The organism is Nitrospirota bacterium (genome assembly GCA_037386965.1).
Classification (GTDB): domain Bacteria; phylum Nitrospirota; class Thermodesulfovibrionia; order Thermodesulfovibrionales; family JdFR-86; genus JARRLN01.
In genome coordinates this window covers 1-14,849 of record JARRLN010000057.1, presented here as the reverse complement: position 1 = coordinate 14,849, position 14,849 = coordinate 1, and the positions used below count along the sequence as shown (strand labels likewise).

The window sequence follows — 14,849 nt, the reverse complement described above, 5'->3', positions numbered from 1 at the left end:
CAGCTCACGGCCAAACGCCGGGCTGCCATCGCGGCATACGACCGGGCGGCCGCACAGTACCGCGAGAGCGTGTTGCAGGCGTTCCGCAATGTGGCCGACGTGCTGCTCGCGCTCGAAGCCGATGCCCGCGCGCTCGGGGCCCAGGCGGAGGCCGAAGCCGCCGCGCGCGACACCCTAGACCTCACGCAGAAGCAGTTCGAGGCCGGAGCGGTAAACTACCTCTCGCTCCTCAATGCCGAGCGCCAGTACCAGCAGGCAAAAATCAGCCTGGTTCAGGCGCAGGCCGCACGCTTCGCCGATTCCGCAGCACTGTTTCAGGCACTGGGGGGCGGATGGTGGAACCGCGGCAAGCAGGCCGGCGCTTCAGAGACGAGGAAGGAATGAAAAAATGAACAGGGTCCATTTCATTGCCAGAGAAACGATTTCGAACGTGCCTTCCTGCTTTCGCTCAAAGAGAGGAGGCGAGGAGGCCATTCTTCACGGTTCACGTCTCCGGCTCCGCCCGCCGTCGGCGATGGCCGGCCGCACTGCAGGGGAAAACACTCCATGATCAAGCGCATGCTGCTCATGCTCCTGGCCGTCGGCGTGCTCTTTGGCGCCATTTTCGGCTACAAGGCCTTCAAGACAAAGATGGTCGCAGAGTCCAGGGCCGCCGGCCAGATGCCTCCCGTGACGGTGACCGCCCAGAAGACCGAATACCGGACTTGGCAGCCCGAACTGAAAGCCGTGGGTACCCTGCGCGCGGAACGGGGCGTCGACGTTACCAGCGAGATATCCGGTCTCGTGCAGAGCGTGTCCTTCGCCTCGGGAGACGAGGTCCGGAAAGGCCAGGTCCTCGTGCAGCTCAACGCCGATGCCGACAGGGCCGAGCTTCAGGCCCTCGAGGCGGAGGCCGACCTGGCCCGCACGGTCTATGAACGCGACAAGAAGCAGTTTAAAATCCAGGCGGTGAGCCAGGCGACGCTGGATGCCGACGCCGCGGACCTCAGGAACAAACGCGCCAAGGTTGCGCAGCAGGCCGCCATGGTCGAGAAGAAAACAATCCGCGCGCCCTTTGCCGGAAAGCTCGGCATCAGCACCGTCAACCCGGGGCAGTACGTGAACCCCGGCGACAAGATCGTCACGCTGCAGTCCCTGGATGCGCTGTTTCTCGACTTTTCCCTGCCCCAGCAGAACCTGTCCCGTCTTTCGCTCGGACAGAAGGTCGTCGCCACCACGGACGCCTATCCGGAGCGTACCTTTCCCGGCAAAATAACCGCAATCAATCCGAAGGTGGACCCCAACACGCGCAACGTCCAGATCGAGGCGACCATCGCCAATCCGAAGCACGCGCTCTTGCCGGGCATGTTTGCCGATGTCCAGGTCCGCGCCGGCGAGAAGAAGCGCTATCTGACGCTGCCGCAGACGGCCGTGACCTTTCACCCCTATGGCGAGACGGTCTTCGTCGTCGAGAAAAGCAGCACGGGCCCGGGCGGCAAGCCGGTTCTGACCGTCAGGCAGACCTTCGTCACCGTAGGCGAAACCCGGGGAGACCAGGTGGCAATCCTCAAGGGAATCGAGGAAGGGGATATGGTCGTCACCAGCGGACAACTGAAACTCAGGCAAGGCAGCAGGGTCCTCATCAACAACCAGGTCCGGCCCAGCGACGAAGCGGCTCCCAAGCCGCCGGACCAGTGATGGGAGCGCGTTTCCCCACGCGGGGGGGCAGCCGGGGGGCACGGGTCCAGGCCCCGCAAGCGAGAGAGAGCAGGGACTGATGCACTTCACCGACATATTCATACGCCGCCCCGTGCTCGCCACGGTACTCAGCCTGCTGATTCTGGTGCTGGGGCTGCGTTCCATCACCTCGTTGGGGGTGCGCGAATATCCCAAGACCCAGAATGCCGTGGTGACCGTCTCCACCGTGTATACCGGTGCGGACCCGGCGCTCGTTGCCGGCTTCATCACGACCCCTCTGGAAAACTCCATCGCCCAGGCCAACGGCATCGACTACCTGACGTCCTCGAGCACGCTGGGCCTGAGCACCATCCAGGCGAATCTGCGCCTCAACTACGATGCGAACAAGGCCCTGACGGAGATCAATACCAAGGTCAACGCCGTGCTCAACCAGCTTCCGCGAGAGGCGCAGCAGCCGGTCATCACCGTGGCCATCGGCCAGGCCATCGATTCGATGTATATCGGTTTTTACAGCGAGACGCTCGCGACCAACAAGGTCACCGACTACCTGATCCGCGTGGTGCAGCCCAAGCTGCAGGTGGTGGAGGGCGTCCAGACGGCGGAGGTGCTGGGGCAGCGGCGGTTTGCGCTGCGGGGGTGGCTCGACCCGAAGAAAATGGCCGCCTACGGCCTCACCGCCACCGACGTCAGCAATGCGCTTGCCGACAACGATTTCATCTCGGCCGTCGGCCGGACCAAGGGACAGATGGTCACCATCGACCTGACGGCCGAAACGGGACTGCACTCCGTGGACGAGTTCCGGAACATGGCCATCCGCTCGAAGGACGGCGCCATCGTCCGGCTCGGTGACGTCGCCAACGTCACCCTGGGCTCGGAAAATTACGACACCGCGGTCTGGTTCGACGGCAAGGAGGCCGTCTACATCGGCATCAAGGTGGCGCCCACCGCCAACCTGCTCTCGGTTATCGACGGCGTGCGCAAGGTCTTCCCCGCCATACAGGCGCAGCTGCCCGAAGGGCTCCAGGGCCGCATCGTCTACGATGCCACCAAATACGTCAACACGTCGATCAGGGAGGTCATCTGGACGCTCCTGGAGGCACTGCTCATCGTGACTCTGGTGATATTTCTATTTCTCGGCTCGGTACGGTCGGTGCTTATCCCGACGGTGGCGATTCCCCTGTCGCTCATCGGCGCCTTCTTCATCATGCTGGTGCTGGGGTATACGATCAACCTCCTCACCCTGCTTGCCGTGGTGCTTTCCATCGGCCTCGTCGTGGACGACGCCATCATCGTGGTGGAAAACGTCCACCGCCACATCGAGGGTGGCACCGCGCCGGTGCGGGCGGCCATCCAGGGCGCTCGCGAACTGGCCAGCCCTATCATCGCCATCTCCGTAGTGCTCGTTGCGGTGTACGTCCCCATCGGCTTCATGGGAGGGTTGACCGGCGCACTGTTCACCGAATTCGCCTATACCCTCGCGGGGGCGGTGGCGGTGTCCGCCGTGATAGCGCTCACGCTCTCTCCGATGTTGTGCGCGAACTTCCTCAGGCCCTACGCCGAGGACGGCAGACACCGCTTCGTCTCTTTCATAGACAGCCAGTTCGACTTTGTCCGGCGCACCTATGAAAAAGTACTCCACGCGACGCTCAATTACCTGCCCGTTACGGCGGTCTTCGCCGTCATTATCCTCGTCAGCATCTATTTCCTTTTCAAGACTTCCAAGAGCGAGCTGGCTCCCAACGAAGACCAGGGAGTCATCATCGCGCTGGCCACGGCGGCGCCGGACGCTTCCCTCGAGCAGACCAAGCTCTACACGAGGCTGCTCTACGAAACCTATGCCACCTTCCCGGAAACGGACCACGTGTTTCAGCTCGACGGAATCAGCGGGGTCAACTCGGGGGTGGCGGGCATGGTGCTGAAACCCTGGGACGAACGGGAGCGTACGGCCATGCAACTGCTCCCCCTGGTGCAGCAAAAGCTCCAGGGCATCGCGGGCCTGAAGGTGGTGGCGTTTCTGAGGCCGCCGCTGCCCGGCGGAGGCCGGGGCCTTCCGGTGCAGTTCGTGGTCGGCTCCACCGAGCCTTTCGAACGCCTGGACGAAATATCCCAGACGTTGATGGAACGTGCCCAGGGAAGCGGTCTGTTCGCATTCATGGACAAGGACCTCAAAATCGACAAGCCCCAGATCACCGTGACAATCGACCGCGACAAGACGGCCCAGCTCGGACTGACGATGCGCGACGTGGGCGGAGCGCTGTCGTCCATGCTGAGCGAGGGCTATGTCAACTACTTCAGCCTCGCCGGGCGCTCCTACAAGGTGATTCCGCAGGTGAAGCAGCGATACCGGCTCAACGCCGACCAGTTGAAGGACTACTATATCAAGGCCGCCGACGGCACAATGATACCCGCTTCGACCATCGTGGGCCTCAAAACCACGGTGGTCCCCGAGTCGCTCAACCACTTTCAGCAGCTCAACGCGGTCACCATCTCGGCGGTGCCCGCACCCGGGGTCACCCTCGGACAGGCGCTGGAGAGGCTCAAGGCGATTGCCGGGGACGTGCTGCCCACGGGGTACAGCATCGATTACAGCGGGCAGTCGCGGCAATACGTGCAGGAATCGGCCGCGCTGCTGGTCACGTTCGTCTTCGCGTTGATCATCATCTTCCTCGCCCTGGCCGCACTGTTTGAAAGCTTTCGGGACCCCTTCATCGTCCTGGTGAGCGTGCCGATGTCCATCTGCGGCGCGATGATATTCATCAGCCTCGGCGTAGGCGGCGCGAGCCTGAACATCTTCACCGAGGTGGGCCTGGTAACGCTCATTGGCCTCATCAGCAAGCATGGCATTCTGATCGTGCAGTTCGCCAACGACCTGCAGCGCAGCGGCAAGGGCAAACGGGAGGCCGTGGAGATGGCGGCCGGCATCCGGCTGCGGCCCATCCTGATGACCACCGCCGCGATGGTCCTGGGAGTCCTGCCGCTGGTGACCGCCTCCGGAGCCGGGGCCGAGGGCCGCTTCAACATGGGCCTGGTAATCATGACCGGCATAGCCATCGGCACCTTCTTCACGCTCTTCGTCGTTCCGTCGATGTACATGATGCTCGGCGCCGCGCACGCGGCGCGCGAGGACGAAGAAGAAGCAGTAAACGATACCCCACCGCCGCAGTAACCCGCCAGCGGTTCCCTGCTCCCACCCCGGCCTGGCCGTGTAATCGGGGAACGTGAAGTCGCCTATCTTGTCGTCGGGAGCACAACCACTAAAGCTTCCTGCGCGGACGAGCCGCAAGTCCGTTTAGCCTTTGAATGCCGGCCGTGAACGATGGAAAAAGCCGCGCCGTGCCCTTTGCCTTATCGATTCCAAAAAACCCATATTCTTCTTACGGTTGCACAACTAAGGGTTATGCCGATAGAATACCTAAATGCTCAGATTAGAATATCTCATTTGACTCCCTGAACCGGAGATATATCCTGAAAGTATTCACATAGAGGGTCGGGACGATGCAATAATCGAAAGTGATGAGAAGGGGGGCTGTCATGGATGACTCGGTAGTGGGATTGCAGGAGCGAAGGTGCGGTGTAGACCGCCGATGCGGTATGGAGCGAAGGGCTCCGGTCTTGCGCGTCGCGGGCCAAGCAACGCCAGTGGAAAAGAGGGCCCCTAACGTTGTCTTGGATGTGGTCGGCTCTGTGGCTATGGCCGCTCTTGGCGTTGGCGTTTACAAGGCCACCGGACTTTACGATGCCGCCGAACCGGGTGTCGCGCGGTTGGTCTTTGGCTCGGGCATAGCCCTATGGTTCATCTATAGTTTCAGGGCCGCCCTGTATCTTTAAACGCGAGACCCCCAACATGGCTTAGGGAGCATTCTCCGAAGACGTTTTAAGACGTGTTCCTAAAAAGTGTTTCTCTGAGGAGGACACCGAAGAAAATTCGGACGAATCCGGACGCCGGTTATTACGCGTCTGTGGATCAAGGATATCCGTCGCCCACCAAGCACGCTTGCAGGAAGACGAAACGGTGATGCAGGCACTGGGCATGGGCCGCTCGGAGAGACCAGCTGATTCGTGGTCGTTCGCAGAGCCCGCTGGCAACTGATAGACGGAGGGCCGCGAGGGGAATCTTCGTGTGTTGAAGCTTCCGGGCTCTCAGACCAGGTCCCACTTTCTTTCACGGTTTCTCTCCATGGCGCCTCTTTTCCATGGTGTCGTTGAAGGAAGAGCCGGGCCATCCGGTTTCGACTCCAGCTCGGGCCCTCCGCAAACGGGGGTAACCCGGTAGGCGAAGGCAAACATTAAAGAGTCGTAACCAGAAGTTCTGGAACCTGCCTCTTCATGTGCGCCCCTTCTTGTCCGATTACCACAAGCCATTTGACGTATCTCAGAACTCGTACCTCAGCTGGACGTAGACGTTGTCGTTTTCGTCCAGCCTCCCGAAACGGCCAGTCCCGCCACCCCCGCCGAAGACGTTCGCCCCGAGGGCAGCCCAGACGTGGTCCGAAAAATGGTATTTGACCTCCGGTATCAGGAGGTAGTCGCCGTCTGACGGGCTGTAGAAGGAAAAGAAGGAAAGCACGAGGGTCTGGTGGAAAAGGAGCTCCGTGAGCCTGAGGGTAGCCAGTTGGCTCAGCCTGTCGGCCCTGGGAAAGCCGGGAGGAAGAGTCCTTTCGTAATCGGAAAAATCGTGCATGTATTCGAGGTAGTACTGGGCCGACGCCGTGAAGTTCGCGGTAAGCTGCCTCTGGTAGCCTAAGAGAAAGCGGCTCTGGGAGTTGGGTATGAAGGGATTGTCGCCGTCCTCGTCCTCCCTGGACCGGTAGTACGCCCCCTCCAGGGAGAGCACGCCGCCCAGGGCGTTGCCCTGGAGGCTCGCTCCGTAGACCGAGACCTTCGGGTGCACGAAGGCCGCCGAGGTCTGGTCTTCGCTTAGAAGCACCGAGGCCTGCCTGAAAAACCCCCTGTAATAGTACAGGGAGGCGTCGAAACCGAGGAGGTTCCTGTAGGCCCTCAGGGCCACCTCCGTGTTTTCGAGCGACGTCCTGGGTTCCTGCCTCTCGATATCGACTACGGTGGGCGGCACCGGGCTCATCATCGAAAACCTCGACGGACTCAGGCCCGTGTCCGGCTCGAAAAACGGGACCACGACGAGGACGAAATTGGCAAACCCTGGATACCAGCCCACCCTTGCCCCGTCCACGCCCTTTTTCAGGTACTCAAGGGGCCTGCCGGAGAAGAAAGCAGCAAAGTCCTTGGGGAAGACATCGTTTATGAAAATAAGGTCGCCCACCCCCCAGGTGAGCACCTGCCTTCCAAGGCGCACGTCCCACGAGGCGGCCGAGTAGTCGAGGTAGCCTTCCCTGAGTTCCTGGTCCGCCTCCTCCTGGACGTGGTCATAAAAGGCATCCTCCTTGAGGTAGAGGTGAAACGGCCCTCCGTAGCCCTCCACCTGGAGCTGGACCCTCTCCTCCGCCAGCTTGAAATCGCCTCCACCGGGGTTGTCATGGGCCGTGTTGGCCGAATAGTTACCCTGGAAAAACCCGTGCAGCGACACGTCCGCCGCAAAGGCGCACGGAGGCGACAGGAAGACGGCAATGACCGCAGTCGCCAAGAAGGAGGCTAAAAGCCTTTTCTTGCGAGAATGCACTCGAACCCCGCTACTTCCTCAAGTCTGTTAACCACTATCTCCTTTCTCGGTTTTCGGAAGGCAGCCTTAGAAGCCCAGCGAGGACCGCGCTCGAATAATCCTGAAAAGGAGGCTTGGACTTCGTGGAGTGCATTTCATCCTCATTCTATCCATCTCTTTGGCGGACGCCTCAGGAACCGCTCGCTGAAGAGGCTGTCCTTGATGCCCACGTTGTACTCGGTTTTGATGAAAGCGACCTCCGTCCGGTGGCCGCTCCGGAGGTTTCGCATGGTCCTCCGGGTCACGGTGGGAAAACCGTCCACATTCATTACCTCGTCGGCAGTGAACACCCTGTAAGGCTCGCCGCGCCGGTCGAAGTACTCCTCCTTGAGGGGGAGGAAGTTTTCCTTGTCAACCCAGGTGAGCTTGTGGCTCCAGTCCATGTCCCCGGCTTTGGGAGTGCTCTTTACCACGTAGCAGTCCCTGCCGTTCAGGGCCTCCTCCCGCACAAGCTCATGGGCGTCCTCCTCGGGGTCCCTCCCGGAGACGTCCTCGTAGCTGAAGTCGGAGCCGACGAAACTTGAGGCCTTGTCCTTTGCCGCTATCCTCCGCACCATGTTTATTGCGGGTACGAAGAGCCACCTGTCGTCGTCACGGCCGGGATACTTGTGGACCATGAAGGTCATATCCCTTACGTCGGCGGGCCGGAAGAAATAGATGAAGTACTTCTGCTCGCCCCCCGTGTAGTTCTTCCTGAGCATGGTCATCTCCCTCAGGCGCTCCTTGCCGTCCTTTGTTATAAGCTTCATCACCACGCGCGCCTTAAAGTCCTCGCCCTGGGAAAGGAAGGCGGACTGCGATTTCCTGATTATCTCCCCTGCCTGCATGGCGTGGAGGCTGCCCGCCAGAAGCAGGACGGCCGCCGCGGCCCCGAAAAGCCTTTTCATCATGGGACTACCTCCTCGTGTCATCGCGTCTTCAGAAGAACCCCCTTAAAGCTCCCTATCAGCGCGGGCAGAAACAGAAGCGTGGTCACACCCGCGAAGAACGCCAGGGAGCCGAAGAAAAGTCCTACCGTCACATAGGGCAAGAGCGTCGCGAGCACCAGGGGCAGAAAGCCCAGGCCCACCACGAGCGCGTTCCTGAAGATGGCAAGGGCGGGCTCCCCTCCCATGGTCCACCCCATCGTGGCCTGGAGGTCTCCGGTCTCTTTGTACCTGTCCCTGAACCTCTGGACGAAGTGGATGGCGAAGTCTACCCCCAGGCCGAGGGCCAGCGTCGAGCAGACCGCGATGGGCATGTCGTATTCCTTCCCCCCGAAGCCTATAAGACCATAGGTGAAAAGGACCGACAGCCCCAGGGGCAGCATCCCGGCCACCGCCCACCACAACGACCGGAACTGTATTATAAGCAGCAGGAATATCACCCACCACGAACCAACCGTGGCCTTGAGCATGCCCACCACCATGAGCTTCTGCCAGGTTATGTTGAGATACGGAAGCCCCGACCATCGCGTCCGGATGCCTTCGGGAAGGGGGTTGGCCTCCATGTATTTTCCCGCGTCCTCGACGACCGCTGTCATGTCCCTGTTGTCACCGGATTTGAGCTGGACCCATATGTCTGCCTTCCTGAAATCGTAATCCACGAAGTTATCGAGCTCGTCCGGCTCGCTCGACATAAGGAAAAGAAAAAGGTACTGCCCGATGGCCCGCCTGCTTTCGGGAAGCACTTCGTATTGCTTGTCTTCGTCGTGGAGCACATAGTTGACCCTCTTTACCACGTCCGCGACAGACGTGGTCTTGCCTACGAGGCCGTTGGACTCGAGGTGTCTCTGGAGCCCCTCCATGTAAGCCATCACCTCGGGCCGCTTCATGTCCTCGCCGGCGTCTCCCTCGAGCACGAGATAGGAGATATACGTGCCGCCTATGAGGCGATTGAGCACCGAATCGGCCACCCTTATGGGATGGGACCTCTTGAACCACTTGACGGGATTGTCGTTGACCACGAGGGACCTGACGCCGAATACGGAAACGACGATGAGGGCGGCCCCGAAAACCACCACGAGCTTGCTCCTTCGGAGGGAAAATCTCCCGAGGGCGGCGAGCATGGGGCTGCCTCCGGTCTTAGCCGCGATGGGCTTCCTCTCACGCAGGAGCATGAGGGAGGCGGGGATGACGGCCATCGTCAGAAGCCACGCGGAAAGGACACCCAGGGCCACGAAGAGCCCGAACACCTTTACCGGGGGGATGTCCGCCCAAGCCAGCATGGAGAAGCCGACCGCCGTCGTGACGGAAGTGAAGAACATGGGCTTCATGAGCTCGTCGAAGACTTCAAGAACGGCCTTCCTTCGGTCCCCGGCTCGCGGGAGCTTCTCGAAGAAATCGCTGAGGATGTGGACGCTGTCGCAGACGGCTATGGGCATCAGGAAGACCGGGATCATGGAGGACATGATGTGGACCTTGAAACCCATCCCTATCATCACCCCCATCGTCCAGATGACCGAAAGCATCGCCACGGCCATGGGCGGCACTATGAGCGACACCCTTCTGAAGATGGCAAACAGGATGAGCATCAGGAGGAAGCCCGCCAAGGGGGCCACTATGGCCATTTGCAGGAACATCTCCGTCCCGAAGGTATCCTCGGCTATGGGGAGCCCGGCCATATAGTACTTCTCCGGACCGCCTTCCCTCTCGTATATCGCCTTGACCTTCTCGCCCACGTCGTGGGCTATGTCCTTGCTCTCTACGGGTATGTAGATGGCCGCACCCCGGCCGTCGGACGAGACGATCCTGTCGCGGAAGAGGGGATTGTCGAGTACCTCCCTCTTGAGCCTCTCCAGGCCGGATGCGTCCGCCGGGACATCGGTCACGGGGGGCCTCACGTGAAGGGTTCCATCCTTAGCCACAACATTGTTTGTCTGAGTCAGGCTCATTACGTCGTCGGGGATGACGCCCTTGATCCTGAGCACCTCGTCCGTGATGCGCTTTATCTTCCCAAGGCTTTCCGGATTGAATATGCCCTCTTCCCTCACGACACCGAGGACAATGAGCTCCTCTATTCCAAAGTCCTCCTTCACCCTGTCGTGGAAGACCCTTATGGGCTCGTCCTCCCTGAGCATGTTCTCGGGGTCGGTGTCTATGGCTATCTTCGGGAACTGAATGGCACAAATCACGGTAAACACGCCTATGAGGAAAAGAACGGTTTTGGGACGCTCCACAGACAGCCTAACGAGGCGCATTATCATGCTTCTCATGTCTCCTCCAATTTAATATTGATGATTGCCTTCTTCACGCCTCTCCTTGGGGAATCCTAAAATATGCTCAGCTTCTTCAGCTTGAAGGGCAGCTCAACGATGGTCATGCCGCTTATGTCTTTTTTCAGCAAGTCGAAACCAGCCTCGATAATCCTGCGCTGCATTGCCGCGTCGCCCGGATTCCCCAGGGGCTTGCCGGGCGGAAACTTCAACGACAGGACCCTCGGCGGCTTGACAAGCTCGACAATGTCCTTCCTGAAAGTCAAGCACACGGTGCTTATGCCCGATTCCTCTATTCCCCTCGCTATAAGCCCGACCGACTGGTTGCAGATCACTCACGTGGGCGTAAGGAAAGCTACGTCCACGCCAAGGTCCTTTAGGCGATTTCCAACTCTCCTAGAATTCTCGAGGAGCGGCCCGCCGACATATATATGCCCCATGAAGCTGTAATGCTCCTCGGAGAGCGACTTTATCCTTCCCTCCCGGACGTACTCTCTCATTCTGTCGATCGGAAACACGCAGTTCAGGTCGACGTTTATGAACTTGTGGTCGTAGGATTCATGGGTCACCATTATGTCTTGGTGTCTCACGTCTCCCGGCAGAACTCTGAAAGAACAGTCTCCCTCAACGGACTTCGTGTCGAAAGGGGTGTCGGTTCTCAAGTGGAGGCCGCCGGTCGTTATCAGGGCCAGCTTGCATTCTTTGAGAGACCTCGGAATAGGGGTTACGGGGGTATCGTGCATCACCGCGAAGTCGAACTGCGGATACTTCTTCCGTATCGCCATCCTAGTCTTTTCAAGGAGGTCCGACATGATAATCACCTTCCCCATGCCTTACGGCCAGTTGCTGTAGCCGTGCTTCATCTTGAAGAGAAAGTACTTCTCGAACCATATCTTCATCCACTTTGCCCATTTGGCCTTCTTCAGTGTTATCTCCTGCCTGGGTGGAAAGAGGGGCTTCGCGCTCATGTAAGCCGCGGTCTCGCCCATGTCCATGAGGCACATGACGTTCATCTCATAATAGGGAACGGTCCCTTTCCCTGACACGTCCGACGCTATTGCCCTGGCGGCGGTGAGGGCCATCTTTACCGTCATATAGCCGGTCTTCGGCACGCCCGTAGGCACGGGGGTGGGCTCAGGCGGAGCAATTGCCATGGCCACGCCCACGCAGAATATGTTCTTATGCGCCTTGTGCCTCATGTTTTCGTCCACCGGGATGAAGCCGCGCGGGTTTCCGAGGTGGGCCACGGCGGGCACCCCCTTCATGGCCGGGGCGAACATGCCGAGCCTGTAGGGTATTCTCGTGCCGTCCTTCAGCCTCACCTCTTCAGGGGTGCATTCCTCCACCGCCTGGTTCGTGAGAGCCTTTATGTCCTTCTCGGCGAACTCGTCTTCAAGCCAGCGCTTGGAGGCCCCGAACCCTCCGATGCCGTAATGCCCGAGATAGGGCTCTGAGGTTATGAAAAACATGGGCGCCTTGTGCCGTATCTTTCTTCTCCGGAGTTCGGCGTCCACTTCAAAGACATATTCGTAGGGAGGGCCGAAGCAGCTTGCGCCCTGCACGGAGCCCACCGCTAGGGGACCGGGGTTCTCATAGAATTTCTCAAGCGCCTGTTTTGCCCGCTCCGCCTGGGGAAGCGTGAAGATGCACTCCGTGTGTCCGCCTTCGGGGCCAAGCCCCGGCACCTCGTCGAAAGCAAGCGCGGGCCCCGTGGCGATTACCACGTAATCGTAGGGAATCTCCCTCGAGGCCGTCTTGACCTTCGATGCATCGGCATCCACCCCCGTGGCTTCCTCGTGGACGAAGGATATGCCCCTGGGCTCAAGGACGTCCTTGAGCGGCAGGGTTATGTCCCTGGCCCTGCGCCAGCCCATCGAAAGCCACGGCAGCGAGGGGACGAAGACGAACCTGTCGAGGTCCGAGACAACGGTTATGTCTGTTTTTTTCCGAAGCAGCCTCTTGAGTTCAAAGGCCGCTGTGAGCCCGCCAAAAGAGCCTCCTAGTACTACTATCCTCGCCATGCCTCCCCTCCCCTGGTCGAGTCATTTTTGCCCCTTTATTTTGTTCAGAAAAGTCCGATGACCTTGTCGTCCTCTGCCATGAGGTCCACGAGGTCCCCATAGCCTATCGTCTTTACGCCCGCCTCTATGTCTTCGATGCCCCTGAGCCTCAGGTCCTCCTTCATTGCGTAAGCCGTGCCGCAGAAGCCCTCGAGCCTCTCGGGCTGGGCCAGGTATACGGCGTTCTGAAGAAGCGCGATATCGGCGGCCACGTCCCTGGCGAGCTTCACGGCCCGCCTTGCGTCCTGCGTGTCGGGGGCGCTTTTTATAATTACGAGCATCGCGTTCACCCTCCTTAAAAAATCATTACTTTGTCAGCCCCTCCCACGATTTCCGCGGCCTCGGAGCTGTTTATAACCCTGACGCCCTCCAGGAGGTCGGTTTGCTCGAGGTGCTCCGCCCTGAGCGAGGCCTTGTCGGCATAGACCTTTACGTCCATGTCCACACAGTCACCGATTCCGGCGCCGATGCTGTCGTACTCGGTGCCCGAGGCGTCCTGGGCCTTGAGGGCGGCATACACCCCGGAATCGAAGAGGACCAGCCTGGTGTCCATTTCCTCACCCACCCCGCCCAAGGCGTGGCGCACGGCCTCGGCCGCATCCACGGTCCCGTAAGGGGACCTCCTCAGGATTATGCATATGCTCTGTGCCATGCTTTTCACCTCCCTTAAGCGCCGAAGCTCAGGAAAATCCCCTCGGACTTTATGACGTTATAGAGCCCCTTGAGGGAGCTCATCTCGCCCCCCTCCACTGCGTCCCGGGCCGCAAGACCGCGGCTCTGCATGCATCCGGTTCATATGTCCACCTTCATGCCCTTTCCCACGAGGTCCTGGAGCGCCTTCAGGGCCTGCGGCACCTGCCCCTTGACTATGGTGAAGACGCCGTCGCCCGAGGCTATGAGGCGCACGCCGTGCCCTTTTTCCAGAGCGGCCTCCGCCAGCCTGATTACCGTGTGGGTGTTTTCGTAGCTATAGGGCGTGGTGGACAAAAAAAGGGCTATTTCTTTTTTCATCGCTTCCTCCTTCCGGGGGCTTAACCCTCAAGTTATATGCGAACATTCACATTCTTGAATACATCATTTATAAAAAAAGGCCCTCCTTCTGGAACAATTTACTGCTCCTTTTCCTTCGCCCGGCGAGCCCCTCTTTCATAATGGAGCAGGCTTTCATCATCCCCTCTTGCCCGGATACTTCCCCTTCTTGGTCACGGGACAGCAGGCCGGCGCCGGAAGCTCCTCGACGTAATCACTCCTTTGGTCAATTCTTCCAGTATCATAATCCTCACCGGATGAGCGATGACCTTCAGGAGCTCTATCTTATGGTTGGATATCGGCGCCTCGGTGACCTCTGGAGCACACGCCGTGGTCTCTGCCATCTGTTGCCTCCTTTGGAGTTGGATTCCAATATTCACAGTCTAGCATATTTGAATATCACAATCCAGTCATTTTCTCTCCCAACCAGTTCGATGCTCAGGAGCTAATGCGGCATGTAGATGTATAAACCAACGCGAAGGCAATTACCGACAGGCTAAGGGGGCGTTGCCAACAGCAGGGGAAAAGAGCCATTGCCCGGCCATTGCCGGGGGTGATGGCCTAAAATTCCTGTAAAAAGAGAAGGCTTCGGTTTATTCTTTTAAACCCTGTGAAATTTAAAAGAAAGGAAACCGAAGCCTTATGAGGAAGATACCACCGAGCGAGAAAATACGCGAGGAGCTCAGGGCGCTGTTGAGCAGCGGGGTGGAAAATAGGAGCCTTCTGGATGGTGTGTTGCAGAGGGGGATGGGACTCATCCTGCAGGAGATGCTGGAGGCCGAGGCCACGGAGTATCTGGGGCGTGGGCACTACGAGAGGAACGGGTCAATCTTTTGCTTCCAGGATACTGTTGTGCGTTTCATGTGGAATTATAGCATTATTAGGGATTTCACCTACGAGCAAACGTTTCCAGCAGGAGGGAGAGTTGTCTATTATTCATCGAAGCGGCCCTCATATTTCGCCAATTCCTGCATTTCCTTTTTGTCCATACTTGCCTTAAATAGTCTGAAATAGCTGTGAGACTTTACGCCTTCAAACTGAGTTTGCTCTAATAATGCCCAATTGGTTCTTGTCCATCTATTCATTACAGGAATTCGGAGAGCTACACAGCCATCTTCGTTGTTTCGAGGCGGCAAGAGGCCGGCCGGGACAGGGCCAAGGCAAATGGGCCCGAAACCATCCCTTACGCGAAAATGGGCGTAGCAAAAGAGGCTTA

At 59.1% G+C, this 14,849-nt stretch carries 14 protein-coding genes; 4 read left to right on the top strand and 10 right to left on the bottom strand.

From position 1 onward, the window contains the following. The 3 genes from P8Y39_09235 to P8Y39_09225 all read left to right on the top strand — a co-directional run. Nucleotides 1–384, top strand: a 384-nt coding sequence (locus P8Y39_09235; GenBank protein MEJ2192515.1) for a TolC family protein, incomplete at its 5' end; no start/stop codon positions are given. A 162-nt stretch (nt 385–546) separates the two neighbouring features. Then, nucleotides 547–1,677: an efflux RND transporter periplasmic adaptor subunit gene (locus P8Y39_09230; protein ID MEJ2192514.1), complete on the top strand. Its 1,131-nt coding sequence runs from the start codon at nt 547–549 to the stop codon at nt 1,675–1,677. Between the two features lie 79 nt (nt 1,678–1,756). Further along, nucleotides 1,757–4,843 carry an efflux RND transporter permease subunit gene (locus tag P8Y39_09225; GenBank protein MEJ2192513.1) on the top strand — a complete coding sequence of 1,029 codons (3,087 nt, stop codon included), beginning with the start codon at nt 1,757–1,759 and terminating at the stop codon, nt 4,841–4,843. A 1,206-nt stretch (nt 4,844–6,049) separates the two neighbouring features. Here the strand turns inward: P8Y39_09225 and P8Y39_09220 are convergent. The 10 genes from P8Y39_09220 to P8Y39_09175 all read right to left on the bottom strand — a co-directional run bounded on the left by P8Y39_09220 (nt 6,050) and on the right by P8Y39_09175 (nt 13,977). Beyond that, nucleotides 6,050–7,276 (bottom strand): hypothetical protein, encoded by a 1,227-nt coding sequence (locus P8Y39_09220; protein MEJ2192512.1) that lies wholly within the window; start codon nt 7,274–7,276, stop codon nt 6,050–6,052. Nucleotides 7,277–7,452: 176 nt separating this feature from the next. Then, on the bottom strand, nt 7,453–8,241 hold the full coding sequence (locus P8Y39_09215; GenBank protein MEJ2192511.1) for an outer membrane lipoprotein-sorting protein: 789 nt from the start codon (nt 8,239–8,241) through the stop codon (nt 7,453–7,455). A gap of 17 nt (nt 8,242–8,258) precedes the next feature. Next, entirely contained in the window at nt 8,259–10,544 is a 2,286-nt protein-coding gene (locus P8Y39_09210; protein ID MEJ2192510.1) for an MMPL family transporter, read from the bottom strand. Nucleotides 10,545–10,600: 56 nt separating this feature from the next. Next, the gene (locus P8Y39_09205; GenBank protein MEJ2192509.1) at nt 10,601–10,879 is read right to left on the bottom strand and encodes a hypothetical protein; all 279 of its coding nucleotides are present in this window, start codon (nt 10,877–10,879) and stop codon (nt 10,601–10,603) included. Then, complete coding sequence (locus P8Y39_09200) at nt 10,880–11,374, bottom strand: glycine/sarcosine/betaine reductase selenoprotein B family protein (GenBank protein MEJ2192508.1); 495 nt, start codon at nt 11,372–11,374, stop codon at nt 10,880–10,882. It lies immediately after the preceding gene. A gap of 3 nt (nt 11,375–11,377) precedes the next feature. Beyond that, nucleotides 11,378–12,565 (bottom strand): FAD-dependent oxidoreductase, encoded by a 1,188-nt coding sequence (locus P8Y39_09195; GenBank protein MEJ2192507.1) that lies wholly within the window; start codon nt 12,563–12,565, stop codon nt 11,378–11,380. A gap of 44 nt (nt 12,566–12,609) precedes the next feature. Then, nucleotides 12,610–12,885 (bottom strand): sulfurtransferase complex subunit TusB, encoded by a 276-nt coding sequence (gene tusB / locus P8Y39_09190; protein MEJ2192506.1) that lies wholly within the window; start codon nt 12,883–12,885, stop codon nt 12,610–12,612. A 14-nt stretch (nt 12,886–12,899) separates the two neighbouring features. Then, nucleotides 12,900–13,256, bottom strand: coding sequence for a DsrE family protein (locus P8Y39_09185; protein MEJ2192505.1), 357 nt, complete (start codon nt 13,254–13,256; stop codon nt 12,900–12,902). Nucleotides 13,257–13,396: 140 nt separating this feature from the next. Further along, nucleotides 13,397–13,615 carry a DsrE family protein gene (locus P8Y39_09180; GenBank protein MEJ2192504.1) on the bottom strand — a complete coding sequence of 73 codons (219 nt, stop codon included), beginning with the start codon at nt 13,613–13,615 and terminating at the stop codon, nt 13,397–13,399. Between the two features lie 191 nt (nt 13,616–13,806). Beyond that, the gene (locus tag P8Y39_09175) at nt 13,807–13,977 is read right to left on the bottom strand and encodes a hypothetical protein (protein ID MEJ2192503.1); all 171 of its coding nucleotides are present in this window, start codon (nt 13,975–13,977) and stop codon (nt 13,807–13,809) included. Between the two features lie 298 nt (nt 13,978–14,275). Here P8Y39_09175 and P8Y39_09170 point away from each other — a divergent pair, with 298 nt between their 5' ends. Continuing rightward, nucleotides 14,276–14,647, top strand: coding sequence for a hypothetical protein (locus tag P8Y39_09170; GenBank protein MEJ2192502.1), 372 nt, complete (start codon nt 14,276–14,278; stop codon nt 14,645–14,647). The last annotated feature ends 202 nt before the right edge of the window (nt 14,648–14,849 follow it).

Bases quoted from the DNA above. Each gene is read 5' to 3' on its own strand.
- P8Y39_09185 (MEJ2192505.1), bottom strand. From the start codon at position 13,256: ATGGCACAGAGCATATGCATAATCCTGAGGAGGTCCCCTTACGGGACC.
- P8Y39_09210 (MEJ2192510.1), bottom strand. From the start codon at position 10,544: ATGAGAAGCATGATAATGCGCCTCGTTAGGCTGTCTGTGGAGCGTCCC.
- P8Y39_09180 (MEJ2192504.1), bottom strand. From the start codon at position 13,615: ATGAAAAAAGAAATAGCCCTTTTTTTGTCCACCACGCCCTATAGCTAC.
- P8Y39_09175 (MEJ2192503.1), bottom strand. From the start codon at position 13,977: ATGGCAGAGACCACGGCGTGTGCTCCAGAGGTCACCGAGGCGCCGATA.
- tusB (MEJ2192506.1), bottom strand. From the start codon at position 12,885: ATGCTCGTAATTATAAAAAGCGCCCCCGACACGCAGGACGCAAGGCGG.
- P8Y39_09225 (MEJ2192513.1), top strand. From the start codon at position 1,757: ATGCACTTCACCGACATATTCATACGCCGCCCCGTGCTCGCCACGGTA.
- P8Y39_09230 (MEJ2192514.1), top strand. From the start codon at position 547: ATGATCAAGCGCATGCTGCTCATGCTCCTGGCCGTCGGCGTGCTCTTT.
- P8Y39_09215 (MEJ2192511.1), bottom strand. From the start codon at position 8,241: ATGATGAAAAGGCTTTTCGGGGCCGCGGCGGCCGTCCTGCTTCTGGCG.
- P8Y39_09200 (MEJ2192508.1), bottom strand. From the start codon at position 11,374: ATGGGGAAGGTGATTATCATGTCGGACCTCCTTGAAAAGACTAGGATG.
- P8Y39_09170 (MEJ2192502.1), top strand. From the start codon at position 14,276: ATGAGGAAGATACCACCGAGCGAGAAAATACGCGAGGAGCTCAGGGCG.
- P8Y39_09195 (MEJ2192507.1), bottom strand. From the start codon at position 12,565: ATGGCGAGGATAGTAGTACTAGGAGGCTCTTTTGGCGGGCTCACAGCG.